This window comes from Segatella hominis, from assembly GCF_019249725.2.
Classification (GTDB): domain Bacteria; phylum Bacteroidota; class Bacteroidia; order Bacteroidales; family Bacteroidaceae; genus Prevotella.
Window position 1 is genome coordinate 2,959,996 of record NZ_CP137559.1, and the last position, 25,376, is coordinate 2,985,371.

Annotated in this window: 19 protein-coding genes; 11 read left to right on the forward strand and 8 right to left on the reverse strand. The window is 42.7% G+C overall.

The window, feature by feature from the left end; all coding sequences use genetic code 11:
* Positions 1-355 precede the first annotated feature (355 nt).
* Positions 356-787, reverse strand: a complete 432-nt coding sequence (locus tag KUA50_RS11975) for a DUF4143 domain-containing protein (RefSeq protein ID WP_218458112.1) — start codon at positions 785-787, stop codon at positions 356-358.
* A gap of 269 nt (positions 788-1,056) precedes the next feature.
* On the opposite strand from KUA50_RS11975, the gene KUA50_RS11980 reads away from it, so the two are divergent.
* Positions 1,057-3,462 carry a leucine-rich repeat protein gene (locus KUA50_RS11980; protein WP_218458113.1) on the forward strand — a complete coding sequence of 802 codons (2,406 nt, stop codon included), beginning with the start codon at positions 1,057-1,059 and terminating at the stop codon, positions 3,460-3,462.
* Positions 3,463-3,559: 97 nt separating this feature from the next.
* Here KUA50_RS11980 and KUA50_RS11985 read toward each other — a convergent pair whose 3' ends face one another.
* On the reverse strand, positions 3,560-5,137 hold the full coding sequence (locus KUA50_RS11985; protein WP_218458115.1) for an ATP-binding protein: 1,578 nt from the start codon (positions 5,135-5,137) through the stop codon (positions 3,560-3,562).
* Positions 5,138-5,558: 421 nt separating this feature from the next.
* Here KUA50_RS11985 and KUA50_RS11990 point away from each other — a divergent pair, with 421 nt between their 5' ends.
* From KUA50_RS11990 to KUA50_RS12020, 7 genes are all read left to right on the forward strand, one after another.
* Positions 5,559-6,863, forward strand: coding sequence for a VapE domain-containing protein (locus KUA50_RS11990; RefSeq protein ID WP_218458117.1), 1,305 nt, complete (start codon positions 5,559-5,561; stop codon positions 6,861-6,863).
* 85 nt (positions 6,864-6,948) lie between these two features.
* On the forward strand, positions 6,949-7,359 hold the full coding sequence (locus KUA50_RS11995) for a hypothetical protein (protein WP_134842472.1): 411 nt from the start codon (positions 6,949-6,951) through the stop codon (positions 7,357-7,359).
* Positions 7,347-7,694 carry an IS66 family insertion sequence element accessory protein TnpB gene (gene tnpB, locus KUA50_RS12000; RefSeq protein ID WP_318346035.1) on the forward strand — a complete coding sequence of 116 codons (348 nt, stop codon included), beginning with the start codon at positions 7,347-7,349 and terminating at the stop codon, positions 7,692-7,694. Before KUA50_RS11995 ends, tnpB begins: the two co-directional genes overlap by 13 nt.
* 101 nt (positions 7,695-7,795) lie before the next feature.
* Complete coding sequence (gene tnpC, locus KUA50_RS12005) at positions 7,796-9,355, forward strand: IS66 family transposase (protein ID WP_218458237.1); 1,560 nt, start codon at positions 7,796-7,798, stop codon at positions 9,353-9,355.
* Between the two features lie 428 nt (positions 9,356-9,783).
* Complete coding sequence (locus tag KUA50_RS12010) at positions 9,784-10,200, forward strand: DUF6078 family protein (RefSeq protein WP_218455744.1); 417 nt, start codon at positions 9,784-9,786, stop codon at positions 10,198-10,200.
* Positions 10,201-10,662: 462 nt separating this feature from the next.
* Positions 10,663-13,659, forward strand: a complete 2,997-nt coding sequence (locus tag KUA50_RS12015; RefSeq protein WP_218455745.1) for a type ISP restriction/modification enzyme — start codon at positions 10,663-10,665, stop codon at positions 13,657-13,659.
* Between the two features lie 27 nt (positions 13,660-13,686).
* The gene (locus KUA50_RS12020; protein ID WP_218455746.1) at positions 13,687-15,432 is read left to right on the forward strand and encodes an ATP-binding protein; all 1,746 of its coding nucleotides are present in this window, start codon (positions 13,687-13,689) and stop codon (positions 15,430-15,432) included.
* Between the two features lie 310 nt (positions 15,433-15,742).
* Here KUA50_RS12020 and KUA50_RS12025 read toward each other — a convergent pair whose 3' ends face one another.
* From KUA50_RS12025 to KUA50_RS12050, 6 genes are all read right to left on the reverse strand, one after another.
* Complete coding sequence (locus KUA50_RS12025; protein ID WP_218455747.1) at positions 15,743-17,611, reverse strand: 4-hydroxy-3-methylbut-2-en-1-yl diphosphate synthase; 1,869 nt, start codon at positions 17,609-17,611, stop codon at positions 15,743-15,745.
* Between the two features lie 48 nt (positions 17,612-17,659).
* Complete coding sequence (gene purE / locus KUA50_RS12030) at positions 17,660-18,166, reverse strand: 5-(carboxyamino)imidazole ribonucleotide mutase (RefSeq protein WP_022110448.1); 507 nt, start codon at positions 18,164-18,166, stop codon at positions 17,660-17,662.
* Between the two features lie 61 nt (positions 18,167-18,227).
* A complete protein-coding gene (locus KUA50_RS12035) occupies positions 18,228-18,836 on the reverse strand; it encodes a phosphatase PAP2 family protein (protein WP_022110449.1) in 609 nt (202 codons plus the stop codon).
* 43 nt (positions 18,837-18,879) lie between these two features.
* The gene (gene rpoN / locus KUA50_RS12040; protein ID WP_218455748.1) at positions 18,880-20,409 is read right to left on the reverse strand and encodes an RNA polymerase factor sigma-54; all 1,530 of its coding nucleotides are present in this window, start codon (positions 20,407-20,409) and stop codon (positions 18,880-18,882) included.
* Between the two features lie 79 nt (positions 20,410-20,488).
* Positions 20,489-21,133 carry a hypothetical protein gene (locus KUA50_RS12045; protein ID WP_218455749.1) on the reverse strand — a complete coding sequence of 215 codons (645 nt, stop codon included), beginning with the start codon at positions 21,131-21,133 and terminating at the stop codon, positions 20,489-20,491.
* 717 nt (positions 21,134-21,850) lie between these two features.
* Positions 21,851-22,921: a C1 family peptidase gene (locus tag KUA50_RS12050; RefSeq protein WP_218455750.1), complete on the reverse strand. Its 1,071-nt coding sequence runs from the start codon at positions 22,919-22,921 to the stop codon at positions 21,851-21,853.
* 129 nt (positions 22,922-23,050) lie between these two features.
* Here KUA50_RS12050 and KUA50_RS12055 point away from each other — a divergent pair, with 129 nt between their 5' ends.
* Genes KUA50_RS12055 through KUA50_RS12065 form a run of 3 tightly spaced genes read left to right on the forward strand, consistent with a single transcriptional unit; the run spans position 23,051 to position 25,351 of the window.
* Positions 23,051-24,316, forward strand: coding sequence for a peptidase U32 family protein (locus KUA50_RS12055; RefSeq protein WP_118119382.1), 1,266 nt, complete (start codon positions 23,051-23,053; stop codon positions 24,314-24,316).
* Positions 24,316-24,753, forward strand: coding sequence for a SufE family protein (locus tag KUA50_RS12060; RefSeq protein WP_217760033.1), 438 nt, complete (start codon positions 24,316-24,318; stop codon positions 24,751-24,753). The genes KUA50_RS12055 and KUA50_RS12060 overlap by 1 nt, the downstream gene beginning before the upstream one ends.
* On the forward strand, positions 24,746-25,351 hold the full coding sequence (locus KUA50_RS12065) for an RNA methyltransferase (RefSeq protein ID WP_218455751.1): 606 nt from the start codon (positions 24,746-24,748) through the stop codon (positions 25,349-25,351). The genes KUA50_RS12060 and KUA50_RS12065 overlap by 8 nt, the downstream gene beginning before the upstream one ends.
* Positions 25,352-25,376: the final 25 nt, after the last annotated feature.

Sequence of the window (25,376 nt, forward strand, 5' to 3'; positions counted from 1 at the left end):
ACCTCAATCCCCAAGATACGCTGTATCTCTGCCAATGTCTTTTCTATCATTATCTCCTTTCTATCATTCCATCATTCACGGATAGGATTGCAAGGCTCCGACTTCACTGAATTATACTGCAAATATACATTAGATTTGTTGTAAGGGCAACTATAAAAATAAAGGAATATTAAAGCTGCCCTTACAGGGCGTTGGTATCATTCATCGTAATACCCAGGGCGATGCCCTGGGCTAAGAGCTTCTGCCCTTGCAGGGTGTATTGGGCATTTTCAACCGTACAGTTCGCGCGATTTTTCACTTTTCACTAAAGAATGGTAACTCCCATTCTTCACTCTTCATTTAAGAGAGTGTGCTCTCACTTTCTGCAAATGCGGGACAAGGCATACAGTGGCAATATCTGGACAGTACGGACAGCATCGTTGTCCTCCTTGTCTATATATTCCAGTTTACCAAAGTTTTCCAGCGAGCAGCGGAATGCCCGGGTGAGATGCTTCTCACGCAGAAACCTCCATAAGCTCTTCATTCCACCTTGCGTTCCCGATTTTATTTCAATAGGCATAATCTGCATGTCATGGATTTCAAGATAGTCGATTTCAGCCACACTGTTGCCTTTCTTCTCCCAGTAAAACATCTTCTGGCGCTGGATGCAAGGCTTGTAGCGCAGTATCTCCAGTCCTGCCACCATCTCGGTGAGTCCGCCTTTATTGACAAGTTCCTGTGGAGTGCCAGCCATTATCAGTTCGATGAGATGCTGGGACAAGCCGCCGTCCAGTTGAAGTACCGACAACAATAATCCGGAATCCAGAAACAGTACCTTTTTAAAATATAATTAGGTTAAAAGTAACAAATTGGAAACAAGAGAGAATGCTATAGAGATCATTTGTCCCGCTGTTGATAATCCTGCACCTTGTTTTCATTTTGATTGAAACAACTTTTTTCACCTTATGAACCATTATGAACTTGGTAGTTTCAAAAAAAATGGTTATATTTGCTGCCGTATTCATTCTGTTAATAAAAAGTAGAATGCAATGTGGAACAAATAAAAACTAAAAAATAATGAAAAAAGTTGTATTTTTAATAACATTCTTACTGTGTGGAGTGTTTGCTTATGCTCAAACGAGCACTGAGAACATAGGAGGACTTTTGTATTCGATAGATACAGAAGCGAAAACGGCAACTTTGATTGCCAATGAGGATGATGAATACAAGGGAGATATCTTCATTCCAGAGAAAGTAAAGGCTAAGAATGGAGCAACTTACACTGTTGTAGCTTTGGGAGAGAAGTGCTTTGAGAATTGTGGGATAAAAAGTGTAATTATCCCGAGTACGGTGAAATCTATAGGGGATGAATGTTTCAAGTCTTGTTACAACTTGAAAGAAATAGCCATTCCATCTTCTGTCGCAAAATTAGGAAAAGATAGCTTTTCTTGGTGTGACAATTTAGAAAAAGTGTCTCTTCCTCAATCTGTAACATACTTAAGCGATGGTTGTTTTCAGTTCTGTAGAAAGTTAAATGATATAACGATTCCAGGATCTGTTACTAGTTTGGGAACTGATTGTTTTGAGGGGTGTGAGGGGTTGACAGAAGTGGAAATTCCTAATTCTGTTACATCATTGCCAGAACATTGTTTCTGTGGCTGTCGTAATTTGAGAAAAATTGTATTTCCTTCAACACTTACGACTTTTGATGAATATTCTTTGTATCAGTGTGAGAGTTTGGAAAGCCTCTTCTTTAAGGGAAAAGTACCTGAAGGTCTGAAGGAAATTCAAGTTCCAAGAACGTGTTGGCTGTATGTTTCGCAAGAATATTATTCTGAATTTCAAAATACGTTGAAGTCGATTTTCCCTTATATTTTTACATGGAACCCTAATGGACAAACACAAGATGTTTCAGTTTGGTCTGAAAACATAGATGGGGTTCGCTTCTTGGTGGATTCCCAAAATGGTGAAGCAAGAGTGGTAGAGAATAAAAGATATAGTTATAAGGGGAGTCTTGTCATACCTGAAAAGATTATAGCAAGAGATGGAAAGAACTATTCAGTCGTAGCACTTGATGATAATAGCTTTTTTGGCAGTTCTTCTTTGCTTAGTGTAAAAATTCCAACATCAGTTACGAGATTAGGCAATTCTTGTTTTGAAAATAGTTATGATTTACAAAAGGTAGAAATACCTTCTACAGTCGTATCTCTTGGTGAAAGATGCTTTTATGATTGTACTAATTTGACTTCTATCGAAATACCTTCATCGGTGACATCGTTGGGAGAAGGTTGTTTTTATCTTACTGGATTGAAAAGTGTAAAGATTCCATCTTCGATTACTTCACTAAGCACAGACTGTTTTCAGTTTTGTTCAAGTTTGGAAAGCGTAGAGATTCCCTCTTCTGTAACATCTTTTGGGGAGTATTGTTTTTACGGATGTTCTAAATTGGAAAGTATTGATATACCTTCTTCTGTTACTTCCTTGGGCATAGGTTGTTTTATGCAGTGCTCATATTTGGAAAAGGTTGTTATTCCTTCTTCAATTACATCGTTAAGTACTAATTGTTTTTGGGGTTGTTCGGGTTTGAAGAATATAGAAATCCCTTCTTCGGTTACATTGTTGGCTGGAGGATGTTTTTTAGGATGTTCAAGTTTGGAAAGTATAATCATCCCCTCTTCTGTAGAAGAAATGGGAGGTCTTATATTTTGGCAATGTAATCTCCTAAAATCGGTTTATTTCAAAGGCAAATTACCAAAATACTTAACGACATATTGCAATGCTCCAACTGATTGTTCCTTTTATGTACCTCGTCCATATTTGCAAGAGTATATAGATGCCATCGGTTCAAAATATTCTTCTATATATCCTTGGGATGGTGGCGTTGTGATTGTTCGTGCCAAAAGTTATAGTCGTGTCTATGGTGATGAGAATCCTGTATTTGAATTGGATTTGGGCGGTTCTTCTTTAGAAGGTGTTCCAGAATTGCTTTGCACGGTTAATGCAACATCGCAGGTTGGAACATATACCATCGAGGTAAGAAAAGGAACTATTAAGAATGAAGATGTGCTCTTTGAAAGTGGCTCACTTACCATCACGAAAGCTCCATTGACTATCTCTGTAGGTAACTACACTAAGAAGCAAGGTGATGCCATGCCTACGTTCAAGGCAAGCTACACTGGTTTTAAGAATGGTGAGGATGAGTCTGTTTTGATTAAGCAACCTGTTTTTGAGACAACGGCAACGGCGGAAAGTGCTCCTGGCGAATATCCTATTACCGTGTATGGTGTAGAAGCTGATAATTATGAGGTAAAGAGCTACATAGCTGGTACACTCACAGTTGAAGAGGGAGTCACCGATATATCTCATATCGAGCAGTTATGTGACAAGGCCGCATGGTACACCTTGCAAGGTGTCAAACTGTCGGATAAGCCAAGTATGCCAGGTGTGTATATTCATCAAGGCAGAAAGGTTATTGTACGATAAATAAGAGGCTGCATTTTAATTGAGAATGCAGCCTTTTATTTTTAAATTTTTGCGAAAAATAAGTCATAATAAAAAAGACTCGGAGAGAGAACCATTCTTATTCCACTCTCTTCCAATCCAAGAGACCTTTTCCATTTTCGTCGAGTTCTATTCCCAATCCGATAATCTGACGATTGTCAGCCTTGAATGGTTCCATGTATTGTCGGTCGAGGATTTGTTGGGTGGCAGCGTCCTTGCCACCGTTGTTTCTTAATTTTAGTTCGATGACATATATGTAACGAGAGGTTTGCACAATCATATCGATTCTGCCTGTAGCAATCATTTTTTCTACTTCGACTTTCAAGCCGATTGCATTGAGGATGCTGCTGATGATAAGGCGGTAACGTTCCTCCATGTTCATCGAGGCAAGTTTCTTGTTGCTATAAGGTACATCGGCGATGAGTGCCTTTAGCGACTTCATCGCTTCGTCTATCTGTCCTGTGCCTAATTGGGCATACAGATTAGCTTGTAAGGACTGGATGTAGCTTTCTTCTCGCAGAGTCAATGCAGGGAGCACTATTTCATAGAGAGCTTGCTTCACTTCTTCGTTAGGGAAATCTAAAATATAGCCAAACTCATCGCTGTCCTTGATTGTGAGATAGCCTGACTGATATAGAAATAAGGAAGCACCACCTCCTGTTACATCTGATAATTCCAAGGTATTTCGCATGATGCGGCAATTCTCGAAGCTCTTTAGGCGTAGCTCCATGTTGTCAACAAACTTTAGGAGAAGTGAGGTTGCACCCGATGCTGCCCAATAATTTCTGATTTTGGATTGTTCCAAGGCATTTATCAGACTGTATGGATTGTAAATGTCAACCATATTGTCCTCGCTAAAGTGATAACCATCATAATACTCTTTGAGGTGGTCATGTGTCTCTTGTGCTGTCCACTTGTTACGAATGTTCATTCTTTCCAACTCTGGCTTGAAGTTTTCGCCGATTTCCTCCTCAGTGATACCACAGATGGCGGCGTATTCAGGCAAGAAACTGATGTTGGTCAGGTTGTTTAAAACGGAGAATAGAGAAATCTGAGTGAACTTGGTGATACCTGTGATGAACACCAGTCGCTCGTATTCGTCATCGGCTTTCAAAATGGCAAAGACCTCACGGTAAACTTCTGTGCATTTCTCGTGTTCAGGAGTTTTCCATGAGTGCTGTAGGGGAGAGTCATATTCATCAATAAGAATAGCAACCTTCAAGCCTGTTTGTTTGTATGCGGTGGTAATGATGGCGTCAAAACGGTCGGCAAGATGGGCTGTAGATGGGAGGGTGATGGCATATTTCTTTTCATATTCCTTGAAACGTAAGTCAAGGTATGAGCGCAAAGTTTCTGCATTCGCACCGCCACGGCTAAGGTCAAGACGAATAACAGGATATTGCTTCCATTCTTTTTCCAACTGCATGATTTTCAGTCCCTCGAAGAGTTCTTTTCTTCCTTCGAAGTACATCTGTAGTGTATCGACAAGGATAGACTTGCCGAATCTACGAGGGCGGCTCAAGTAATTGAACAGTTTGCCACAGTTTGCTAAATACCAAACGATGTCGCTCTTATCTACATAGACATAGCCTTCTTCTCTGATCGTTTTGAATGACTGGATGCCTGCTGGTAATTTTCTGATGTTGATGTCTGCCATGTCTGAATCTCCTATTTTTTTGCAAAGATAAAGAAAAAGAGTGAGAAAAACAATGAATGTATAAGGAAAATTTATTTTTCCCTGTTGTTTTCCCCGTTACCCTTTATTTTTTCCCCGTTTTTCCCTGCTGTGTTTCCGGGTTGCAGGGAAAAGTTGGAAAAGGGGGCTTCCGTTTTGTATCTTTGCATTGTCGATAAGAAATCGTACTGCGATGTGGCAAAATCCCTTCACCCTTCACCCGTTGCTTGTAAGTTGTTGTGTGATAGGATGTTACGTGATAAATTACTCAAAATCACCCTTCACCACCCTTCACCACCCTTCACCGCCCTTCATCTTTAAAAAAGGAGCAAGTTGGAAGGCGAGGCTTGCAGAATGATATGACAATAGCTAATTAATTAATCATTAATATAAAAAATAAATTATGAACAAACAACTAAATGAGATGTCATTATTGATGACAGGTAGCGGATCTTCTATCTATATGGTAGAGAGTTTTATGGAAGAGCATTATGCCTTCCGTCGTAATTTGCTTAGCGGAAAGACGGAAATGGCTGTTCTGAAGGACATAGAAGGGGATTCTCCTGATGAGGAGGCTTCTTCTGATGTTGCGGTATCTTCTGATGATGAGGCTTCTTCTGTTGATGAGAAAGAAGAGACCACTCTTCAGAATAGCAATCTGAAATGGGAGGTGATGACCAAGGAGAAGGTCAACTCCATTGTTAGAGCTGCCAAAAAAATGGGAGTGGGAGGCAAGAAGTCGCCCCGACAGGACATCGAGGAATACATCTGCTCTGATGTCGTTCCTGACTTTGATCCTATCCGAGCTTATCTCATGGGATTGCCCAAATGGGACGGCAAGAACCATGTTGCCGAACTGTTCAGCAGAATACCGGGACAGACAAGTGAACAACTGTCATGGTGCGCCATCTGGCTCCGTTCTGCGGTGGCTCATTGGCTGCAGATGGATACGCTGCATGGCAACGAGGTGGTGCCTGTATTGATTGGTTCACAGGGTTGCGGAAAGAGTACCTTTGCCAATCGTCTCTTGCCTGAGCACCTGCGCCAGTATTTCCTCGACCACATCAACTTCGGCAATAAGTTTGATGCAGAGATGGCGCTCACTCACAACCTCTATGTCAATATAGACGAGTTTGCCAACATGGGACCTAACCAGCAGGGCAAGCTGAAACAGACCCTCTCCAAGGTAAAGGTGAACGGACGTCCTATCTTCGGCAAGGCGCAGGCAGATCGTCCCCGCTATGCTTCCTTCCTGGCCACCACCAATGATGAGCATCCGCTCTGCGACCCAACGGGAAGTCGTCGATTCATCTGTATTCACATCCCTTCTGGTTATCATATAGACAACGCCTCGGTCGTCTATTACGACCAGCTCTATGCGCAAGTAATGTATGAATTGAGGGATAAGAAGATACCTTATTGGTTCTCCAATGAGGAGGTGATTCGCTTGCAGGAACGTAATTTAGCTTTCTTCAAAACCGATGATTTGGAGACGATGCTCAAGACTTGTTTCCGAGTGCCGGGGGAAGAAGAGAAGGCGAAGTGGATGAATTGTTCAGAGGTGTATAATGTGCTCCATGAGCAGTATCCTATGTTGCTGCCAAGCATGAGTCTGAAAGTGAAAATTGGCCAGACGCTCAGACTGATGGGATGCTCCAATAAGCATACTAAGAGGGGGCAGGCTTATCTGCTTGTTTCTGCTGCTTGATTAGGTAAGCGGCTCCGCGTTTATACCATTGTAGCTTTCTCGTTTGTTCGTACCTTTGCACCATAATTTTTTAATTGCATGAATTATGACAACAAACGAACGTTTTGAGAAGGCTTGGAATTCCTTCTTAATCTATTTGAATCGAAATCCAAAGGCTCACCTGACTCCTTTCTTGAAGGAAAGGCATGTAAATCACCGTACCATGCAAAATTGGATGTCCGAGAAGGGATATTCTGTCCTGCGTGCCAAGCATGAAATCCGCGAAGTTCAGGAGGCAGCCCGTAAGGAAAGAGCAGAAGCCTCTACTGCAAATACCGGCGTGATGTTCGTGCCTATGGAGTCTCCAACTATAGATCTTCCTATGGAGGATCTTCTTCAAGGCATAAACATAACCTTTCCCAATGGAACCGTTGTGTCGATCAAAAAAGGATGCGCCAAGTCTGTTATGGCGTTAATGAAACTTTATGAGAAGGAGGATGCGGTATGTTTGGATTAAATGAGAACACCCAATACTATGTCTGCCAGCGATACGTTCGAATGAACACGGGTATTAATGGCTTGTATCAGATAGTAAGGACGGAGATGGAGCTGCCACCACTTGGCGGTGCTGTCTTCATCTTCTTCTCCAAGAATCGCCAGCAGGTTAAACTGCTAAAATGGGACGGCGATGGTTTCTTGCTATATCACAAGCGACTGGAACGAGGAACCTTTAAATTGCCATTCTTTGACCCTAAGAACAAGCAATGCAAAATGCCGCACAAGACTCTGTCTGCCATCATGAGCGGAATTTGCCTTAAAAGTATGAGATTTAGAAAGAGGCTTAACTTATAGCTGTATTATAATGCCAATAACGTGCTGTATATCAATAAAATAGATAAAATTAATATCCAATAATACTTGCATGTCTCAATATTTTTTCGTACCTTTGCACTATGACAAAGGACGAAATCATAGTACTTTTGAAGGAGCAACTTCAGCTTGCTAACGATACTGTGAGTTCGCTGACCATACAGGTCGGTGAACTCATTGAACGTATAAAGTCATTAGAAGAGCAACTCGTCCAGAAAGGAATCGCCATAGACAAAGCGAATCGTCAGAACAGGGCGCTCGGCAAGCTCGTTTCCGGCAAAAAGTCCGAACGTCAGGAGAAGTGTCTGCAAGACTCAATGACTCAGGAAGAATTTGACAGGAAGAAAAAAGAGCAGGCGGAAAAGAGAAAGGAGCGCAAAAACAATGGGGCCAAGCGTGACATGCATTATGAGATGGAGGAGAAACATGTTACGGTTAATCCAGACATGGATGCGGAACTTTTGAAGACGCTGCGCATCTATGGCACCCGCACCTGTGTGCGTTACAGCATGGAGCCCATCAAGTTCATCAAGACCGTATATCACATCAACACTTATACGGATGGAAATGTCCTGTATCCAGGAAAGACCCCACCAGCATTGCTGCTAAACTCATCCTATACATCTTCTTTTGCAGCAGGTCTACTGCAGTTGCGGTATATCTATTCCATGCCGGTGGAGCGAATCGTCAAATACTTTGCCGACAGTGGGTTCACACTAAGGAAAGCCACGGCAAACAAGCTGATTGCCAGAAGCGCAGACGTACTGGAAAATATCTATAGAGCCATCTGCCAAAAGGTGTTACAGCAGGATTATGTTACGGCAGATGAAACTTATCATAAAGTACTGCTGACGAGGGTAAAGCCTACAGACAATGGCTCGAAGAAAGGTTACCTGTGGGCGGTAAGCGCACCTAAACTGGGACTTGTGTTCTTCGTATATGAGGCTGGATCACGTTCTGAGCAGATCATACTTGATGTGTTCTCGGATTATAAAGGTACAGTACAGAGTGATGCATATGCTCCTTACCGGAAGCTGGAGTCGGATGCTTATCCGGACATTATGAGAATTGCCTGTCTGCAGCATGTCAAGAGAAACTTCATCGACTGTGGCAAGAACGACAAGGATGCACAGGAAGTAGCAGGCATCATCAACAGATTTTATCAAGAAGACAAAAAGCATAAGGTTGGCGTAAATGGATGGACAATAGAGAAACATCTGGCTTATCGGCAATCATACGCACCGGACATTTTGCAGGATTTATTAGAGAAACTGGAGGAATTATCTTCCAGGAAGGATTTGCTGCCCAAATCGCCCTTGGCGCAAGCCGTCGGCTATGCCCTTAACGAGTATAATGCCATTTGTGACATTTTTAAAAGAGGTGATACTGCTCTCGACAACAATTATATTGAGAGAATCCAGAGGTACATATCGCTGTCGAGAAGAAACTCATTATTCTTTGGTTCGCACGAAGGGGCAAGACGAGGAGCTATCCTATATTCTATCGCCATCTCATGCAAAATGAATGGCATTAATCTGTTCGAATACATTAGCGACGTCATAGAAAAGACCGTAGAATGGCAACCAAATACTCCATTGGAAAAATACAGAGACTTGCTTCCTGACAGATGGAAAAAGCAGTAACAGCATTATTCAATCAGCTATTACTGCTTTTTTCAATTATGCAAGGTATAAACGCGGAGCCGCTTACTTGATTAGGTGACAGGTGGGTGAAGGGTGGTGAAGGGTTAAATTTTACCCTTCACCCTCGGAACCCCAGTGTTTATCGGCATTTCAGAAGAAAAGGTGAAGGGTGAAGGCAAAACGTCGTATCAGATTTCAAAATTCCGGTCTCCCTGTTTTCCGAGAGCGAAATGACTTATTTTCAGTTGTAAAGCTCAGAGTTATGATTTTACTTGCCTACGGCACATTTGTGCCCTCAGCCAGGGCACAAATGTGCCATAGTCAGTTAAAAAGCTATCTCTGAGTTCCAGCATTCTATCTCTGAGCTTTACCCTCTCTGTCTGAGCCTTTTTCTATGAATTATAAATAACTTAAAAATAAAAGAAAGTATGAAGAATATTCCACATTGTGTAGTTTGCCCTATGGCATCCTGCACACGTAGCAACACTTGCGCCCGTTATGCGCAGTATGTTAAGGCACTTGCCAATGCCGACACCTTTGAGGTGCTCAATGTGAAGCATCTGGTGAGTGAAGGCGAGAAGTGTCCCTATCATCTTGTTGTAGAAAAGCAAGTATGGGCGAGGGGATTCCTGCGCATCTACAATACCATCCCATCGGGCAGAACCCGTTATTTCTATTCCCATACGCCTTATACCCGTCGCAGGTTTTATAAGGCAAGGAGTGGCGAGATAGACATTCCTCCTTACATACAGGAACGCCTTCTCTCCATCTTCCGGGAGCATGGTGCTGATATGAGCATCGGCTTCGACCGTTATGAAGAGAAGGAGGTTCTGGTGGAGAAATAAGAATCCCATGGATGTTCTGTTCAAAGGCAGCCCTGATATAAATAAAAGTACACAAAAAAGTCCCCGATGCATCTCGCACCGAGGACTTCAAAATTTTACAATATTATCAAGGGTCTATATGCCACCTGTTATTGTGGCATATAGACCCTTGTCGTTTCCCGTTAGATGTGGGTGAATATATAATGTTTATAGCTGCTCTGATACTCTATTTCGTACTCTCCATAGGAGTGAAGCGGAGCGTGGGAAAAATGAAAGGGGAGTCAAGAAAAAGTATAAAATATTATAATTGTAAGAGCTGAGACTTTAATATTCAACAAAATGTTGTATATTTGCAAATTAGTAATTTTACCTGAAAGTTTATAATTAGTGGTTTTGCAGTTAGTAATTTCATAATCACTAAGATTTAATTTATAGATAGAATCAGGGAACAAGAAATTCGATAAATCAAAGGTTACAAACAATATGAATATAGCAGAATACATAAAACAGATAAACGAACAGTTCGGAACTGGGATTGCTCATGAGCATTCTTATCGCCCAATGCTTCAACAATTGTTAGGTGAAATGCTGCCAACTTTTGTTGTTACCAATGAACCGGCGAGGATAGAATGTGGCGCTCCAGATTTCATCATTTCTTCTTCAAAGACGAATACTCCTGTGTTTTATGTTGAGGCTAAAGATATAGATGACAGAGACTTGGATGGAAGAAAAGAGAACAAGGAGCAATTCACTCGCTATAAGAAAAGTCTCGACCATATCATTTTTACAGACTATCTTGATTTTCATCTCTACGAGAATGGCGAGTGGGTAAAGAACGTGCGTCTTGCAGAAGTTCAAGGTGACAATATTGTTTTGTGCAAAGAGAATTTGGAAGACTTTATTGCACTTGTCAATCATATTGCCTCTACGAAACCTTCTAAGATAACATCCGCAAAACGATTAGCCATACAAATGGCAGCTAAGGCACGTATTTTGGCTTCCACTATTAATAATGCTTTCTGCCTTGCAGAAGAAGACAGCAAATCTGCGGAAAAAAACAAACAGTTACAAGGGCAACTTGATGCCTTTCGTAAAGTACTGATTAACGACCTTACGCCTCAGGGCTTTGCCGATATCTATGCCCAGACAGTTGCATACGGAATGTTTGCGGCTCGATTGCATGATAATACTCCGGATAACTTCTCACGTCAAGAAGCTGCTAATCTTATACCAAAGACCAATCCGTTTCTCCGTAATATCTTCCAGCAAATAGCGGGCTATGACCTTGATGAGCGAATCGCATGGATAGTTGATGATTTAATAAACGTGTTCCTTGCCACAGATGTGCAGAAAGTGATGAAGAATTATTCGCAAAAAGGAATTCATCGTGATCCGATGATTCATTTCTACGAAGATTTCCTTAAGGCTTATAATCCTTCTTTGCGAAAATTAAAGGGAGTATGGTACACACCACAACCTGTGGTGCAATTTATTGTACGTGCCGTTGATGAGATTCTTCAGCGTGACTTTGAATTGAGCGAAGGACTTGCCGATTATTCCAAGTTTGTGCATGAAGTGGTAAATGAACAATATGAAAAAGGGGAAAAAAAATTCAAAGGGAAGTCATCTTCACCTACCATCAAGCAGGAAATGCACCGTGTACAGATTCTTGACCCTGCTACAGGTACAGGTACTTTCTTGGCAGAAGTAGTAAATCAAATCTTCGATAAGTTTAATGGAATGCGGGGAATGTGGCAAGGATATGTCAACGACCACTTGCTTCCACGTCTTCATGGTTTTGAACTTTTAATGGCAAGTTATGCTGTCGCTCATTTGAAACTGGATATGTTACTTCAGCAGACTGGCTTTAATCATGCTGAAAATAGCAGACGTTTGAAAATATACCTTACCAATTCGCTTGAAGAAGTTCATCCAGATACAGGAACACTATGGGCGCAATGGCTCAGCGATGAGGCGAGTGCAGCCAATCGTATCAAGCGTGATTGCCCTGTCATGGTTATGATAGGTAACCCACCTTATTCTGGAGAAAGCCAGAACAAGGGAGAATGGATAATGCGATTGTTAGAAGATTATAAGAAAGAGCCAGGAGGGAAAATGAGGTTGAACGAAAGAAATCCTAAATGGATAAACGATGACTATGTAAAGTTTATCCGTTTGGCGCAAAACTATGTGGAGCGCAATAAATGCGGAATTATAGGATTCATTAATCCTCATGGCTTCTTGGACAATCCTACTTTCCGTGGTATGCGTTGGAATTTGTTGTCAACTTTCGATAAAATATACACCATTAATCTGCATGGCAACTATAAGAAGAAAGAAGTCTGTCCTAATGGTTCGCCAGATGAAAATGTATTTGACATTCAACAGGGTGTAAGTATCAACTTATTTATCAAGACTGGTGAGAAGAAAGCATCGGAACTGGGTAAGGTTTATTATTATGACCTTTATGGTAAGCGTGAGGAGAAATATGATTTCTTGACTAACACTCCTTTCTCAGAAGTGAAATATCAAGAGTTGCAACCTGTAGCTCCTATGTATTTTTTTGTACCAAAGGATTTTGGACTGATGGACGAGTATGAAAAGGGAGTGAGTATAAGTTCTCTTTTTTCTTTAGGTAGTATGGGAATAACTACTGGGCATGACAAAGAAATGGTGTCTCTGCAGTCTTTTAAATCTGATTATAATTTTCAGTATAGCTATAGACCGTTTGACATTAGATGGATAAATTATGATGTAAAACAAATTACAAGAGCAAATGTAATGAATAATTTGAAGAAGCCTAATATTGCACTTTGTCTTATCAAGGTTAATAGCTCTTCTGATGGATTATTCAAGGTTTTAATGTCTGCTGGCTTAACCGATAAAACCATTCTTTCTTCCAAAGACAATGCCAATGTTTTTCCTCTCTATCTCTACACCAAAGATTTTGGAGAAGAAAAGAAAAATCCAAATTTGAAGAAAGAAGAATGGCAGAAGTTCAATGATGCTGTAGGAAAAGAGACCACTCCTGAGGAAATCCTCGCTTATATTTATGCAGTTCTTCACTCACTATCCTATAGAGAAAGGTACAAGGAATTCTTGAAAGTTGATTTTCCTCGTATACCTTTACCAAAAACAGCGAAAGAATTTAATAGGCTTACGGCTATTGGTCAGCAACTGATAGATTTGCATCTGATGAACAACACCCAAAGTTGGAAGTGTACGACTACATTCCCAGAAGTAGGTTCGCAACAGGTAGATTTTCAAGAATGGAAAGATGGACAAGTGTGGATTAACGATAAGCAATACTTTGGCAATGTCTCAGAATCAGTTTGGGAGTTTTATATTGGTGGGTATCAACCTGCGCAGAAATGGCTGAAAGATAGAAAGGGACGTACACTTTCATTTGATGAGATTAAGCATTACCTCCACATCATTCATGCTTTGAAAGAGACAGAGAGATTGATGAAAGAGATATAAACAGACAATTGTAAAAGAGCTATAAATATGAGAAGATTTACAATCAAGGAATTGCAGAATATGCGTGAATCGGAAGACCACGTAGAGTTCAAGCGGGGAGACCGAGGAAACATATCTTATAATGGTGCTCACAAAGATACGCCGAAAGACAGGAGACGGTGTATCTTAGGATATGTCGTGGCTCTTTGTAATGAGAAAGGTGGTCGCTTGGTTATAGGTATGCATGATGATTTTCCTCATAAAGTGATGGGAACTCAACAAGCGGAGAATGCCATGGGGCAACTCGAAAGCGATATTTACCGTGACTTGGGTATTCGTCCCGACATTTATGAACTCTTTGATGAAGATCATAAGCGAGTATTGGTCATAGAAGTGCCTTCTCGTCCTGTTGGCAAAGTCTATAAATATGAAGATGTAGCACTCATGCGAGTTGGTGAGGAACTTAAGCCGATGGATGACAAGACGTTTCTGACTATTATCCAGGAACAAGAACCCGATTTCTCTGAGCAATATTGTTTGGGAGCAACAATGGACGACTTGGATGTTAATGCCATTAAAATTATGAAGGAAAAGTATGCTCGCAAACAGAACAATCCTTCATTTATGTCCTTATCTGATGAGCAAGCTTTGAGTGATTTGAAACTTGTCAGTGATGGTAAAATCACCAATGCCGCTATCTTATTAGTTGGTAAGGAAAGTTCTATTGAACATTTCTTTCCACAAGCTAAAGTGATGTTGGAATATCGCAAGACAGAACCCCAAATTGAGTTTAATCGTCGCTTTGTCTTTGGACAACCATTCTTCATTCTGATAGATAAGTTGTGGGAGACTATTAATCTCTATAATGATTTTATGCCTATCCAAGAAAGTGCTTATATCTTTGATATACCATACTTTAACGAAATGGTAATCAGAGAAATGGCGAATAATGCTTTTGCTCATAGAGATTATCGAAAGAATAGCGAAATCGTAATAAAGCTCTACCCTGCAAGAATCGATGTTATAAATGCTGGAGGTTTCCCATATGGTGTTACTTTGGACAATCTTCTTACTGTAGCAAGTACACCTCGAAACCGTTTGTTAGCAGATGTGTTGGCTAAGACGGGTATTGTGGAGCGTTCTGGTCAAGGAATAGATAAGATCTTCTTGAATACTCTGGCAGAAGGAAAAGCTGAGCCTAACTATTCATATTCTGATGATTTTCAAGTTGTTGCAGTATTGTATGCAACGATTAAGGATATAGGATTTGCATCATTCGTCCAAAATATTCAACAAGGGTTGGCGGATGATGAAAAGCTTACGGTGTTCGACATGATGGCTTTGTGTAAAATCCGAGATGGTGAACGCAAGGACATTGATAAAGATATTGCCAAAAGGTTGTTGGACAAGAAGTGCATAGAAAAGCATGGAAAGACAAGTGGACAGTTCTATACTTTGTCAAGGCGTTATTATGAAATGATAGGTAAAGAAGTAGATTATTCAATGTTGGTAGATTGGACTAAAGAGCAATTTTTTGCAGTGTTAGCTCCATACTTACAGAAATATGGTGAGGCCAAAAAAGCTGATATATTAAAAATGGTTGGTGACCATATATCAGAAAAACTATTCCGTACTTACATAAACCAACTTAGAAAAGAAAAAATGATAAAAACCATAGGAGAAAAAAACAAGATGGTGTATCTGCTTGGCGACGAATATCTCTTACGAAATGAAATTCGTCAAAGAGCTATTAGTCTCGGTATGGAAACACTCAAAGAAAAGGGTGAAATCTAAATATGTAAAATGTTTAAAAAGGGCGTAACAATGGGCGTAAAAAGCCTAAAATAAGGTAAAACTAATGGATAATTTGTGAGTTTTAAAATACTAATTGTCTGATATATAGCATGTTATGTCGATTTCGAAAGGGCGTAACGATGGGCGTAAAAAGCCTTAAAATATGGTAAAACTAATGGATAAAACGATAGATAATGACAAAAAAGTCCCCGATGCATCACGCACCGAGGACTTCAAGAGTTCAATTTTAATCTATGAAGTACAATCCGTGTTAGAACACGGCTGCTTGTAAATTCGATTTATATCATCTTTATTTCTTATCTGCATCAATGAGGGCAAGCAGATGCTCTACTGCCACTTCTTGCGGGATATTCTTCTCTATGCAAACCTGCTTGCGGTAGAGGCTTACCTTGTTTGGACCGGCGCCCACATAACCATAGTCGGCATCTGCCATTTCGCCAGGACCATTCACGATGCAGCCCATGATACCAATCTTCAGACCCTTCAGGTGCTTGGTGGCCTCCTTGATCTTGGCAATGGTTTCGCGGAGATCGTAGAGGGTTCTTCCGCAACCAGGACAACTGATATACTCGGTCTTGCTGGTACGCAGACGAGCTGCCTGAAGTATTCCAAAAGCTGTCTCATCAATGGTCTGGGCAGGGATGTCGCCATTGTTCATCAACCAGATACCATCGGTCAGACCATCTATCATCAGCGCACCCATGTCGGCAGCAGCCTCCAACTGGAAGTCGCTCTTCTCTTCCTTGCTGTGCTGGTACATCTGCGCAAAGACAACAGGGTTCTTCAAGCCGGCATTCATCATCTCATGAACCAATGCGCGCTGGTCGCCCAAACGGTTCTGGTGATTGCTGACGCAGATGACTACCACTTCCGGATGATTCTTCAAGCAAGCGATGTATTCTTCGGCAGGAGTACCAAACTGGAGCGTGAGGAACTTGATGTCTGCCTTGATGCTGGCGATGAACGGCATAGCCATAGGAGGGAAGATAGGATAGAGTTTGGCACCCGTAGTCTCTGGCTTGCAGTTGAGGGTCTCATAGACATTGTAATCTACGATATAGCTCTGTCCTGGCACAAACTGCTTAGGCATCTTTCCACCTATATAAATATAGTCGGGTTGGGCATCCTTATTCTCACAAATCGTACTCTCGCCATTGATACGGTTGCTGATGACTACAGGCACCTGAGTGCCACCGATATTGCCCACAGCCTCGGTTTCCCGGCGAGTAGGGTGCAACCAGTCGAAAGAAGGACAAGCCGTAGCAGGAATCATCAGCTGACCCTGTTTCTTTCCGATATAATCCACCAGATGGCGGGCTACAGGAATCTCAGCCGCAGGTTCCTCGCTCAGACTTACTCTCACAGTATCACCGATGCCATCAGCCAGAAGCGCACCGATGCCCACGGCACTCTTGATTCTTCCATCTTCACCTTCGCCGGCTTCGGTAACGCCCAGGTGAAGAGGGTAGTTCATTCCTTCCTTCTCCATCTCATCCACTAAGAGACGCATAGAGCGCACCATCACCACGGTATTGGATGACTTGATACTGATGACCACATCGTGGAAATTCTCTTTCTTGCAGATGCGAAGAAACTCCATGCAACTCTCTACGATGCCTTCCGGAGTATCGCCATAGCGGTTGCGGATGCGGTCGGAGAGCGAACCATGGTTTACGCCGATGCGGATAGCAGTATGGTTCTCCTTGCAGATATTGAGGAAAGGAACGAAACGTTCCTCAATCTTCTGGAGTTCGTGGGCATATTCCTCGTCGGTATATTCCTGCTTGATAAACTTGCGGGCAGGATCCACGTAGTTGCCTGGGTTGATACGCACCTTTTCGCAATAGAGTGCAGCTACATCAGCCACATTCGGATTGAAGTGGATGTCAGCCACGAGCGGAGTGGTGAAACCATCGGCACGGATTCCCGCATTGATATTCTTCATGTTTTCAGCCTCGCGGGAGCCCTGGGTGGTAAAGCGCACCAGTTCGCCACCAGCCTTGATGATTTCCTCTGCCTGACGTACACAAGCCTCGGTATCATTGGTATTGGTAGTGGTCATCGACTGGATGCGGATAGGATTGTTACCGCCTAAGTCAAGTTCTCCGACATGGGCAACAGAAGAAGCGCGTCGGGTATAATTGAATAAATCTACCATAATGTATAAGATGAGATATGCCCCAGGGAAGGGGCATATCAGGATATATTAGTTACATTTATAATCGTATTTGATTTCATGCAGTTCCTTGTTGGCCTTCTCGATCTTTGCATCCAGACCAGCCTTCCATGCCTGCACCTTCTCTGCCACTTCCTCGTCTCCCAATGCAATCATCTCTGCAGCCAGGATAGCTGCGTTCTGAGCTGCGTTGACACCTACTGTGGCGATAGGAATGCCAGGAGGCATCTGAATGATACTGAGCATGGCATCCAGACCATCGAGCATACCCTTGATAGGCACACCGATAACTGGCAGCGGTGTTTCTGCTGCTATCACGCCAGGAAGGGCAGCAGCCATACCTGCAGCGGCGATGATAACCTTCACACCACGGTCTTTAGCTCCTTTGGCAAATGCTGCTACTGCATCTGGAGTGCGGTGAGCAGAGAGGGCATTTACCTCAAAAGGAATCTGGTTGTCATTCAACCACTTACATGCTTTTTCCATAACAGGCAGGTCACTGGTACTGCCCATGATAATGCTAACTAATGGTTTCATTTGCTTTTATATTTAATATTAATGATTTTTTGTTCTATCATCTAATGAATGCTCACCTTACTTATATAATAAAGAGAGCGCACACTACTCCAACGAGGAATCCGGCTACCACCTGCGCCAACGTATGCTGACGGAGAATCATGCGGGCTGTACCCACCATGCCTGCCAGCAGGATGACGAATGCCAGCCACCAGATAGGATTGAAGGAAAAGGCAATCGAATAGACTACCAGTCCTCCTGCCACTCCTCCGATGGCTGCCGTGTGGGTGGAGATTTTCCACCATACATTGATGAGTGCGCATACCATCTGTATCACCAATGCCGCTACCAGGATAATGCTGATAACTCTCGGCGTGTTGCGGTATTCCATCAGAAAGAAACAGCCGAAATAGCACAGGATTGATATCAGATAGGGTACGACACGGCGCTCTTTCCTGCCCAATTCCTTGGATGTCCATCCCTGAAACTTGCGGTATAGGTGTATCAGCAGGGAGGGCATGAGGATGGTGGAGATATACACCATGAGCAGCATCGGCAATTTATATGCCAATGGCAGCAGCGACATATAGCTGAACAGAAACAGAGCCACTAGTCCTACCAAAGGCAGGTAGAAAGGGGTGAAGAGCATGCTCATGATGCGTGCCGCCAATATGATATTTTTCTCTTTCATAACAAACTATGTTGTATGTAACCTTTTGTATATTTTCCTGAATTTATTTTCTCAATCGTGCTACCGGGATGCCCAACTGCTCTCTGTATTTAGCCACGGTGCGTCGTGCAATAGGGAATCCTTTTTCCTTCATGACCTTGGAAATAGCATCATCGCTGAGAGGTTTCTTCTTATCCTCGTTTTCGATGAGGTGCTGGAGGGCAATCTTGATCTTGCGTGTTGACAGTTCCTCGCCGTCTTCGGTGGTATAGCTGTCTGTAAAGAAGAACTTGAGTGGGAATATGCCCCATTTGGTCTGTACATATTTCTCGATTCTTACTCGTGAAATGGTACTGATGTCAAGTTTCGTTCTTTCTGCAACATCCTTGAGAATCATCGGCTTGAGGTCAGCCTCGTCACCATCCAGGAAGAACTGCCTCTGGATGTCGATGATAGCCTTCATGGTGATGATGAGCGTATGTCGGCGCTGCTTGATGGCTTCGATAAAGCCTTGGGCCTTATCTACTTTCTCCTTGGCATAGAGCAGGGCTTCCTTGTCTTTCCGGCTCATCTGATCCTTGTGCTTTTTGTAGGTTTCTATCATGTCGGTGAAGGAAGGAGATACAGTCAGCTCTGGCATATTGCCTCGGTTGAGCGTGAATGTAATGGTTCCGTCATCGGCTGTATCTACGATGAAGTCGGGGTTGATCTGCTGCATGTTTCGTCCGTCAGTCTCGCCAAGCGATGCGCCCGGCTTAGGATTCAACTTGCGTATCTCGTCCTTGAGTGTCTCCAACTGGGTTTCGTTGAGTTCCAGTCCAGACTTAATCTTATCCCAATGTTTCTTGGTAAATTCGTCGAAATAATCCTCGAATACTTCCTCCATGGTTTTGCGCAGCACTCCCTTAGGTAGTCTTTTTACCTGCAGCAGCAAGCATTCCTGTAGGCTTCTTCCGCCCACGCCGGCAGGATCGAATGACTGGAGTTTGTGGAGCACATGTTCAATTTCTTTTTCGCTTACATCAATATTATGGTAGATGATCAGCTCATCACAGATGCTGTCCAGGTCTTTGCGGAGCAATCCGTCTTCATCCAGTGAACCAATCAGATATTCCATGATTTGCTTTTCTTTATCCGTGAGTATCTGCATGTCCATCTGTTCCTTCAACTTATCGTAGAAGGAAGTCGTATTGCCATAAACCATTTCTTCGTAGTCGGCGTTCTGCGTATTATATCTGTCAGTATTGTAGTCGGGCATCTGGTCATCTTTTCCGATACTTTCCAAAGCCTGGTCCAGTTCGTCCTTTCTTTCTTCTTTTTCCGACTGAGCTTCGTAGGCATCGTCTCCAAATTCATCGTCATTACTGTTGTCAGAATCATCCAGAGCCGAACGGTCTTCGTTGCCCTCTCCCATGAGTGCATCGTCTGGATTTTCAGTTTCCAAGGCAGGATTATCATCCAGCTCGGCATTGATATTATCCTCCAGTTCGTTGAGCGGCATTTCCAGCATCTTCACCTGCAACATCTGTTGGGCGGAGAGTCGCTGGAGCTGTTGTAGTTTCTGCTCCTGTGTCTGAATGAGTTTTTGAGTCATGTTTCGTGTCTTTTAAATAAGTTCTTTCCAAGTTACTTAAAAAGTTATATCATCTTCTTATTAGAAGTATTTTTCCTACTTACTTGAAGTATTCTTTCAGTTCCAATGCCAGTTTGTAGAGTTTATCAGGATTTCCGTTTCCATATCGTTGCCAGATTTTGCTGCATGCGTCTATCAGATTGCTGATCACCACATCGTTTCTGTTGAGGTATGGGTCGCAAATCTGGAAAACATTCATGGCCTCTACTATCACTTTCGTGCTGGTTTTGATGAGTTTGGCAAGATCAATGATTTCAGGTGTTTCCGGCACCATGGTGATTGGTGTGAGTTGGAAATAAAGATCGAGGATGATAATCAGCTTGACGGGAGTGAGCGAAGGCTCGGCTTCGATAGGTTCCCAGTCGTGCTCGAATGATTCCCTGATGGAAACCCCCTGATAGAATTGTGTTGCATTTCCACATCCTTCCATTTTCTTGAGCAAATGGATATCACGAGCCAACTTTTTAGGGTTGTCTCCATATTTATCCCAAAGCCTCTTGATGCGTGGGGTGACCATTCTGAGTTTGAACATCTGTTCGTGCAGAACTTCTGGGGCAATATGCAGCTCCAGAGCCAGATTGACCATGCCTTTCGAATAGAGAGGTTTAACGCCCATTGGCTTTTTCTGGTATAATTGCAATAGCAAAAGCCAGTATTCATCTTTCCAAAGAGGATGTTTAGCCATATTACAACACTTTTCTGCAAAAGTACGACTTTTCATCGGTAATACAAAATAAAAATCGGAATTTTTTCTAAAAGAAAGGGAGAAAAATGAGAAATTAGAAATGAGAAATGAAGTGAGGGGAGATAAAAGAAAGTGCGCAAGACTTCTCACGAACTCTTGCGCACTTTTAATGTTATATTCCCAAATTTCTCATAACTCAAAGGAGATTGACTTCATTTAAAGTTCCTCTCCATTTCTGAGCCTGAAGCAGAAATTCTGCTACACAGGCGTCATCATTCGTTAATCCTATAACATTCTTTTTTACCTTTTCAACTTAATCCTATTGAACACTGTTAATCTCTGAATAAACAATCTTTTTTCTTACCTTTTCTAATACCTGTTACCTAAACTAACAATCTAAAACCTAAAACTAAACCTAAACAACTAACAATCTTAACCTAAAAACCTAATAACCTTTTGTCTTATTGACGATGCAAAGGTACGACGATTTTCGGTATCTTCCAAATCTTTAGAAGAAAAAGTCTCAAATAAGCCCTTTTTTTTGATGTAAATCAACTATGTGTGTGCGCACACATCAGGTATTTAGCTCAAAATTGACCTGTATCAAGCACTTAGAAGAATGTAGCTGAAAGCGGCTAATCGCCTTTATACATTATTATATATATAATAGCAGCTTTTTCCTATATATGATTGCTGCTATTCTATATATTTCTGCTGTTATTTGCCGATATAAGCCTCTTCACTCATATAAACAGCGATGGTTTTGAGCTTGATATAATCTTCTGAGAGATAGATGCGACCCTGATTGCCCCAGTTGGTGCCCCAGGAGTTGCGGCAAACGTAATATCGCTGTTTGCCCTGGACGAAGGTGCCGATGATTTCCATCACATGGTCGTCGGTGGTATGCAACTGTTCGAAAGCTTTCTGACGGGACTCCTGGGTGACAGGGCGCTCGGCAGAAGTGATATCCACATAGTTGTTCTTAGGATTCTGGAATCCCGGTTCGCTGATATCGCCTTCCCAACAAACAGGATGGCCATTCTCTATCGCCTGCTGGATATGCTGCAGCAGTTCGTCGATAGGAATATTGAGAAACTCGTCATGCATTTGGTTGTCGGCTACCTCGAGTGAGAAGTATTCACGGAAGGGATGGTGGGTGAAGCTTGTCAGGGCCACATATTCTTCCGGATAGCAGACGCTGTGGGCAAATTCCAGAGGAGTATATTCTGCACCGAGCATGTGAATCTGCTGGGCTGGCATATATCCTAATTCAGAATCGAAGAGATTGTTGAGTTCTTCCGTTAGTTTCGCGATACCGGCACCCTTGGCGATAGCACCATTGCAAACCTGCTCTACCTTGCGACAGAGTACCTTATAGTTGATATCTTTCTTGTCCTCGTAACTGTCGTATGGTTCGGCTCCGTATTTATTGATGTAATGAATGAGCATCGAACTCATACCCCTCATGCTGATAGGTTTTTTACCTTGAGAAAAATAATATTCCAAGGCTTTTTCCTGTAGCATCATGCGGGCGATGTAAGCTACGGAGAGGTTGATGGAGTCGCCCTTCATGATATGTTCACTCTCGATGGTAGCCAACATGCCGTATGCCCAGCAGAGTTCACTTTGTCCCTGGTCCTTGACGGGGGTAGTGCCGATGAGTTTGACATGGGCAGGTAAGTTGTTCTTCCCAGCTTTCTCTGATGGTTGGGAAGAAGGCTGACTCTTGTAGTCACAACTGGCAATGAAGAGTGTGGCAAGTATGGCGAAGATAATCTTTCTTTTCATGTTGTCTGAACTTTTTTTTGTACAAATTGCTTTTAATTGGCTGCAAAGATACTATAAAAATCTATAGTATTGCTCATATCTCGAAGAAAAAGTGTAACTTTGCATCCTAAAAAGATATATATGACATTCATGAATGATAAAATAAAAGAATTTGAGGTGATGGCTCCTGTGGGATCTCGCGAATCCCTGGCTGCAGCTATCCAAGCCGGAGCAGATTCTGTCTATTTCGGTATCGGCAAGTTGAACATGCGTTCACATTCTGCCAATCATTTTACCATCGATGACCTGCGTGAGATCGCTGCTACCTGCAATGAGCATGGTATCAAGACTTATCTCACCGTCAATACCGTTATCTATGATGATGATATTGCCACGATGAAGGAGATTATCGATGCTGCTAAGGAGGCAGGCATCTCGGCTGTCATCGCAAGTGATGTGGCTGTGATGAGCTATTGTAATGAAGTGGGCGAGGAGGTTCATCTTTCTACCCAGTTGAATATCTCCAATACGGAAGCGCTGAAGTTCTATGCCCGCTTTGCTGATGTTTCGGTGCTGGCTCGTGAACTGAATATGGATCAGGTGAAGCATATCCACGAACAGATAGAGCAGCAGAATATCTGTGGTCCTATGGGCAAGCAGATTCGTATTGAGATGTTCTGTCATGGTGCGCTCTGCATGGCAGTTTCCGGCAAGTGCTATATGAGCTTGGCTAATGCCAACCGCTCTGCCAACCGTGGTGAGTGTGTACAGATTTGCCGCCGCAGCTATACGGTAACTGATAATGAAACGGGTAATCAGCTGGAAATCGACAATAAGTATGTGATGAGTCCTAAGGACCTGAAGACTATCCGCTTCATCGACCGTATGATGGATGCCGGTGTGCGTGTCTTCAAGATAGAGGGTCGTGCCCGTGGTCCTGAATACGTTTATACTGTAGTAAAGTGCTATAAGGAGGCGATTGCTTCTGTACTGGAGGGTACTTTTACAGAGGAAAAGAAGGATGCCTGGGACGAAAGATTGGCAACTGTCTTCAACCGTGGTTTCTGGGATGGTTATTACCAGGGTCAGACACTCGGCGAATGGAACAAGCACTATGGTTCGGTGGCAACAGAGAAGAAGGTACTCGTAGGTAAGGTGATGAAGTACTTCTCCAAGCTCGGTGTGGCTGAGGTTGCTGTGGAAGCTACTACCTTCAACCAGGGCGATAAACTTCTGATTACAGGAAATACTACAGGTGTGATGTATCTCAATGCCGACGAGATTCGTTATGATTTGAAACCAGTTGAGACAGCCAAGCAGGGTTGGAGAGTATCTATCCCTGTGCCAGATAAGGTTCGTCCGAATGATAAACTCTATAAATTAATTACCGTAAACGAAATAAAGGAAATAAAATAATGGCTACAATCAATGATTTGCAGGATGAAGTAGTAGAGGAATTCCAGGACTTCACCGATTGGATGGATAAGTATCAGATGCTCATCGACTTGGGTAACGAGTTGGCTCCTCTTGATGAGAAATATAAAAACGAGCAGAACCTCATCGATGGCTGTCAGAGCCGTGTATGGTTGCAATGCGATTATGTGGATGGCAAGCTCGTGTTTACTGCTGATAGTGATGCGCTTATCGTAAAGGGTATCATCGCTCTTCTGATTCGCGTATTGAGCGGTCATACTCCTACCGAGATTATGGATGCTGATCTTTATTTCGTGGAGAAGATTGGTTTGAAGGATCATCTGAGTCCAACCCGCAGCAATGGTCTCTTGGCGATGATCAAGCAGATTCGTATGTACGCTTTGGCTTACAAGACCAAGGAGGCTGAGGGAAATGCGTAAGTTAAGAACGATAGAGATGAACCGCCTCACCGTGGAGGAATTCAAGGAGGCAGAGAAGCTTCCCTTGATAGTAGTCTTGGATGATGTGCGTTCATTATATAATGTGGGAAGTGTTTTCCGCTCTTGCGATGCTTTCCGAGTGGAGGCGGTATATCTGTGTGGTATTACCGCTACTCCTCCTAATGTCGAGATTCATAAGACTGCATTGGGTGGTGAGGACAGTGTCGATTGGGAATACTTCAAGACCACGGAAGAGGCTGTGGAGAAATTGAAGCAGAAAGGCTTTTTTATTTATAGCATCGAACAGGTGGAAGGCTCTACCAAACTCCAGAATTTGCCAGAGGCTCATTCTAATATTGTTAGAACGGCTTCAGAATCAGAAAAGCAAGAGAATTCTTCACTCTTCACTCTTCACTCTTCACTCCCCAGCGGCTATGCCGTAATCTTCGGCAACGAGGTGAAGGGTGTAAAGCAGAACATCGTGGATATGAGCGATGGCTGCCTGGAGATTCCTCAGTTTGGTACGAAGCATTCGCTCAATGTCAGCGTAACGGCAGGCATTGTGATCTGGGAGTTTGCCAAACTCTTGAAGCTATAAGCGGCATTCGTACTGATTTCGTATT

What these genes read in the sequence shown, in the direction of transcription:
- KUA50_RS12045 (WP_218455749.1), bottom strand. Translation starts at nt 21,133, where the DNA reads ATGGCTAAACATCCTCTTTGGAAAGATGAATACTGGCTTTTGCTATTG.
- KUA50_RS11980 (WP_218458113.1), top strand. Translation starts at nt 1,057, where the DNA reads ATGAAAAAAGTTGTATTTTTAATAACATTCTTACTGTGTGGAGTGTTT.
- KUA50_RS11995 (WP_134842472.1), top strand. Translation starts at nt 6,949, where the DNA reads ATGACAACAAACGAACGTTTTGAGAAGGCTTGGAATTCCTTCTTAATC.
- tnpC (WP_218458237.1), top strand. Translation starts at nt 7,796, where the DNA reads ATGACAAAGGACGAAATCATAGTACTTTTGAAGGAGCAACTTCAGCTT.
- KUA50_RS12020 (WP_218455746.1), top strand. Translation starts at nt 13,687, where the DNA reads ATGAGAAGATTTACAATCAAGGAATTGCAGAATATGCGTGAATCGGAA.
- purE (WP_022110448.1), bottom strand. Translation starts at nt 18,166, where the DNA reads ATGAAACCATTAGTTAGCATTATCATGGGCAGTACCAGTGACCTGCCT.
- KUA50_RS11990 (WP_218458117.1), top strand. Translation starts at nt 5,559, where the DNA reads ATGAACAAACAACTAAATGAGATGTCATTATTGATGACAGGTAGCGGA.
- KUA50_RS11985 (WP_218458115.1), bottom strand. Translation starts at nt 5,137, where the DNA reads ATGGCAGACATCAACATCAGAAAATTACCAGCAGGCATCCAGTCATTC.
- rpoN (WP_218455748.1), bottom strand. Translation starts at nt 20,409, where the DNA reads ATGACTCAAAAACTCATTCAGACACAGGAGCAGAAACTACAACAGCTC.
- tnpB (WP_318346035.1), top strand. Translation starts at nt 7,347, where the DNA reads ATGTTTGGATTAAATGAGAACACCCAATACTATGTCTGCCAGCGATAC.
- KUA50_RS12060 (WP_217760033.1), top strand. Translation starts at nt 24,316, where the DNA reads ATGGCTACAATCAATGATTTGCAGGATGAAGTAGTAGAGGAATTCCAG.
- KUA50_RS12010 (WP_218455744.1), top strand. Translation starts at nt 9,784, where the DNA reads ATGAAGAATATTCCACATTGTGTAGTTTGCCCTATGGCATCCTGCACA.
- KUA50_RS12035 (WP_022110449.1), bottom strand. Translation starts at nt 18,836, where the DNA reads ATGAAAGAGAAAAATATCATATTGGCGGCACGCATCATGAGCATGCTC.
- KUA50_RS12015 (WP_218455745.1), top strand. Translation starts at nt 10,663, where the DNA reads ATGAATATAGCAGAATACATAAAACAGATAAACGAACAGTTCGGAACT.
- KUA50_RS12025 (WP_218455747.1), bottom strand. Translation starts at nt 17,611, where the DNA reads ATGGTAGATTTATTCAATTATACCCGACGCGCTTCTTCTGTTGCCCAT.
- KUA50_RS12055 (WP_118119382.1), top strand. Translation starts at nt 23,051, where the DNA reads ATGAATGATAAAATAAAAGAATTTGAGGTGATGGCTCCTGTGGGATCT.
- KUA50_RS12065 (WP_218455751.1), top strand. Translation starts at nt 24,746, where the DNA reads ATGCGTAAGTTAAGAACGATAGAGATGAACCGCCTCACCGTGGAGGAA.
- KUA50_RS12050 (WP_218455750.1), bottom strand. Translation starts at nt 22,921, where the DNA reads ATGAAAAGAAAGATTATCTTCGCCATACTTGCCACACTCTTCATTGCC.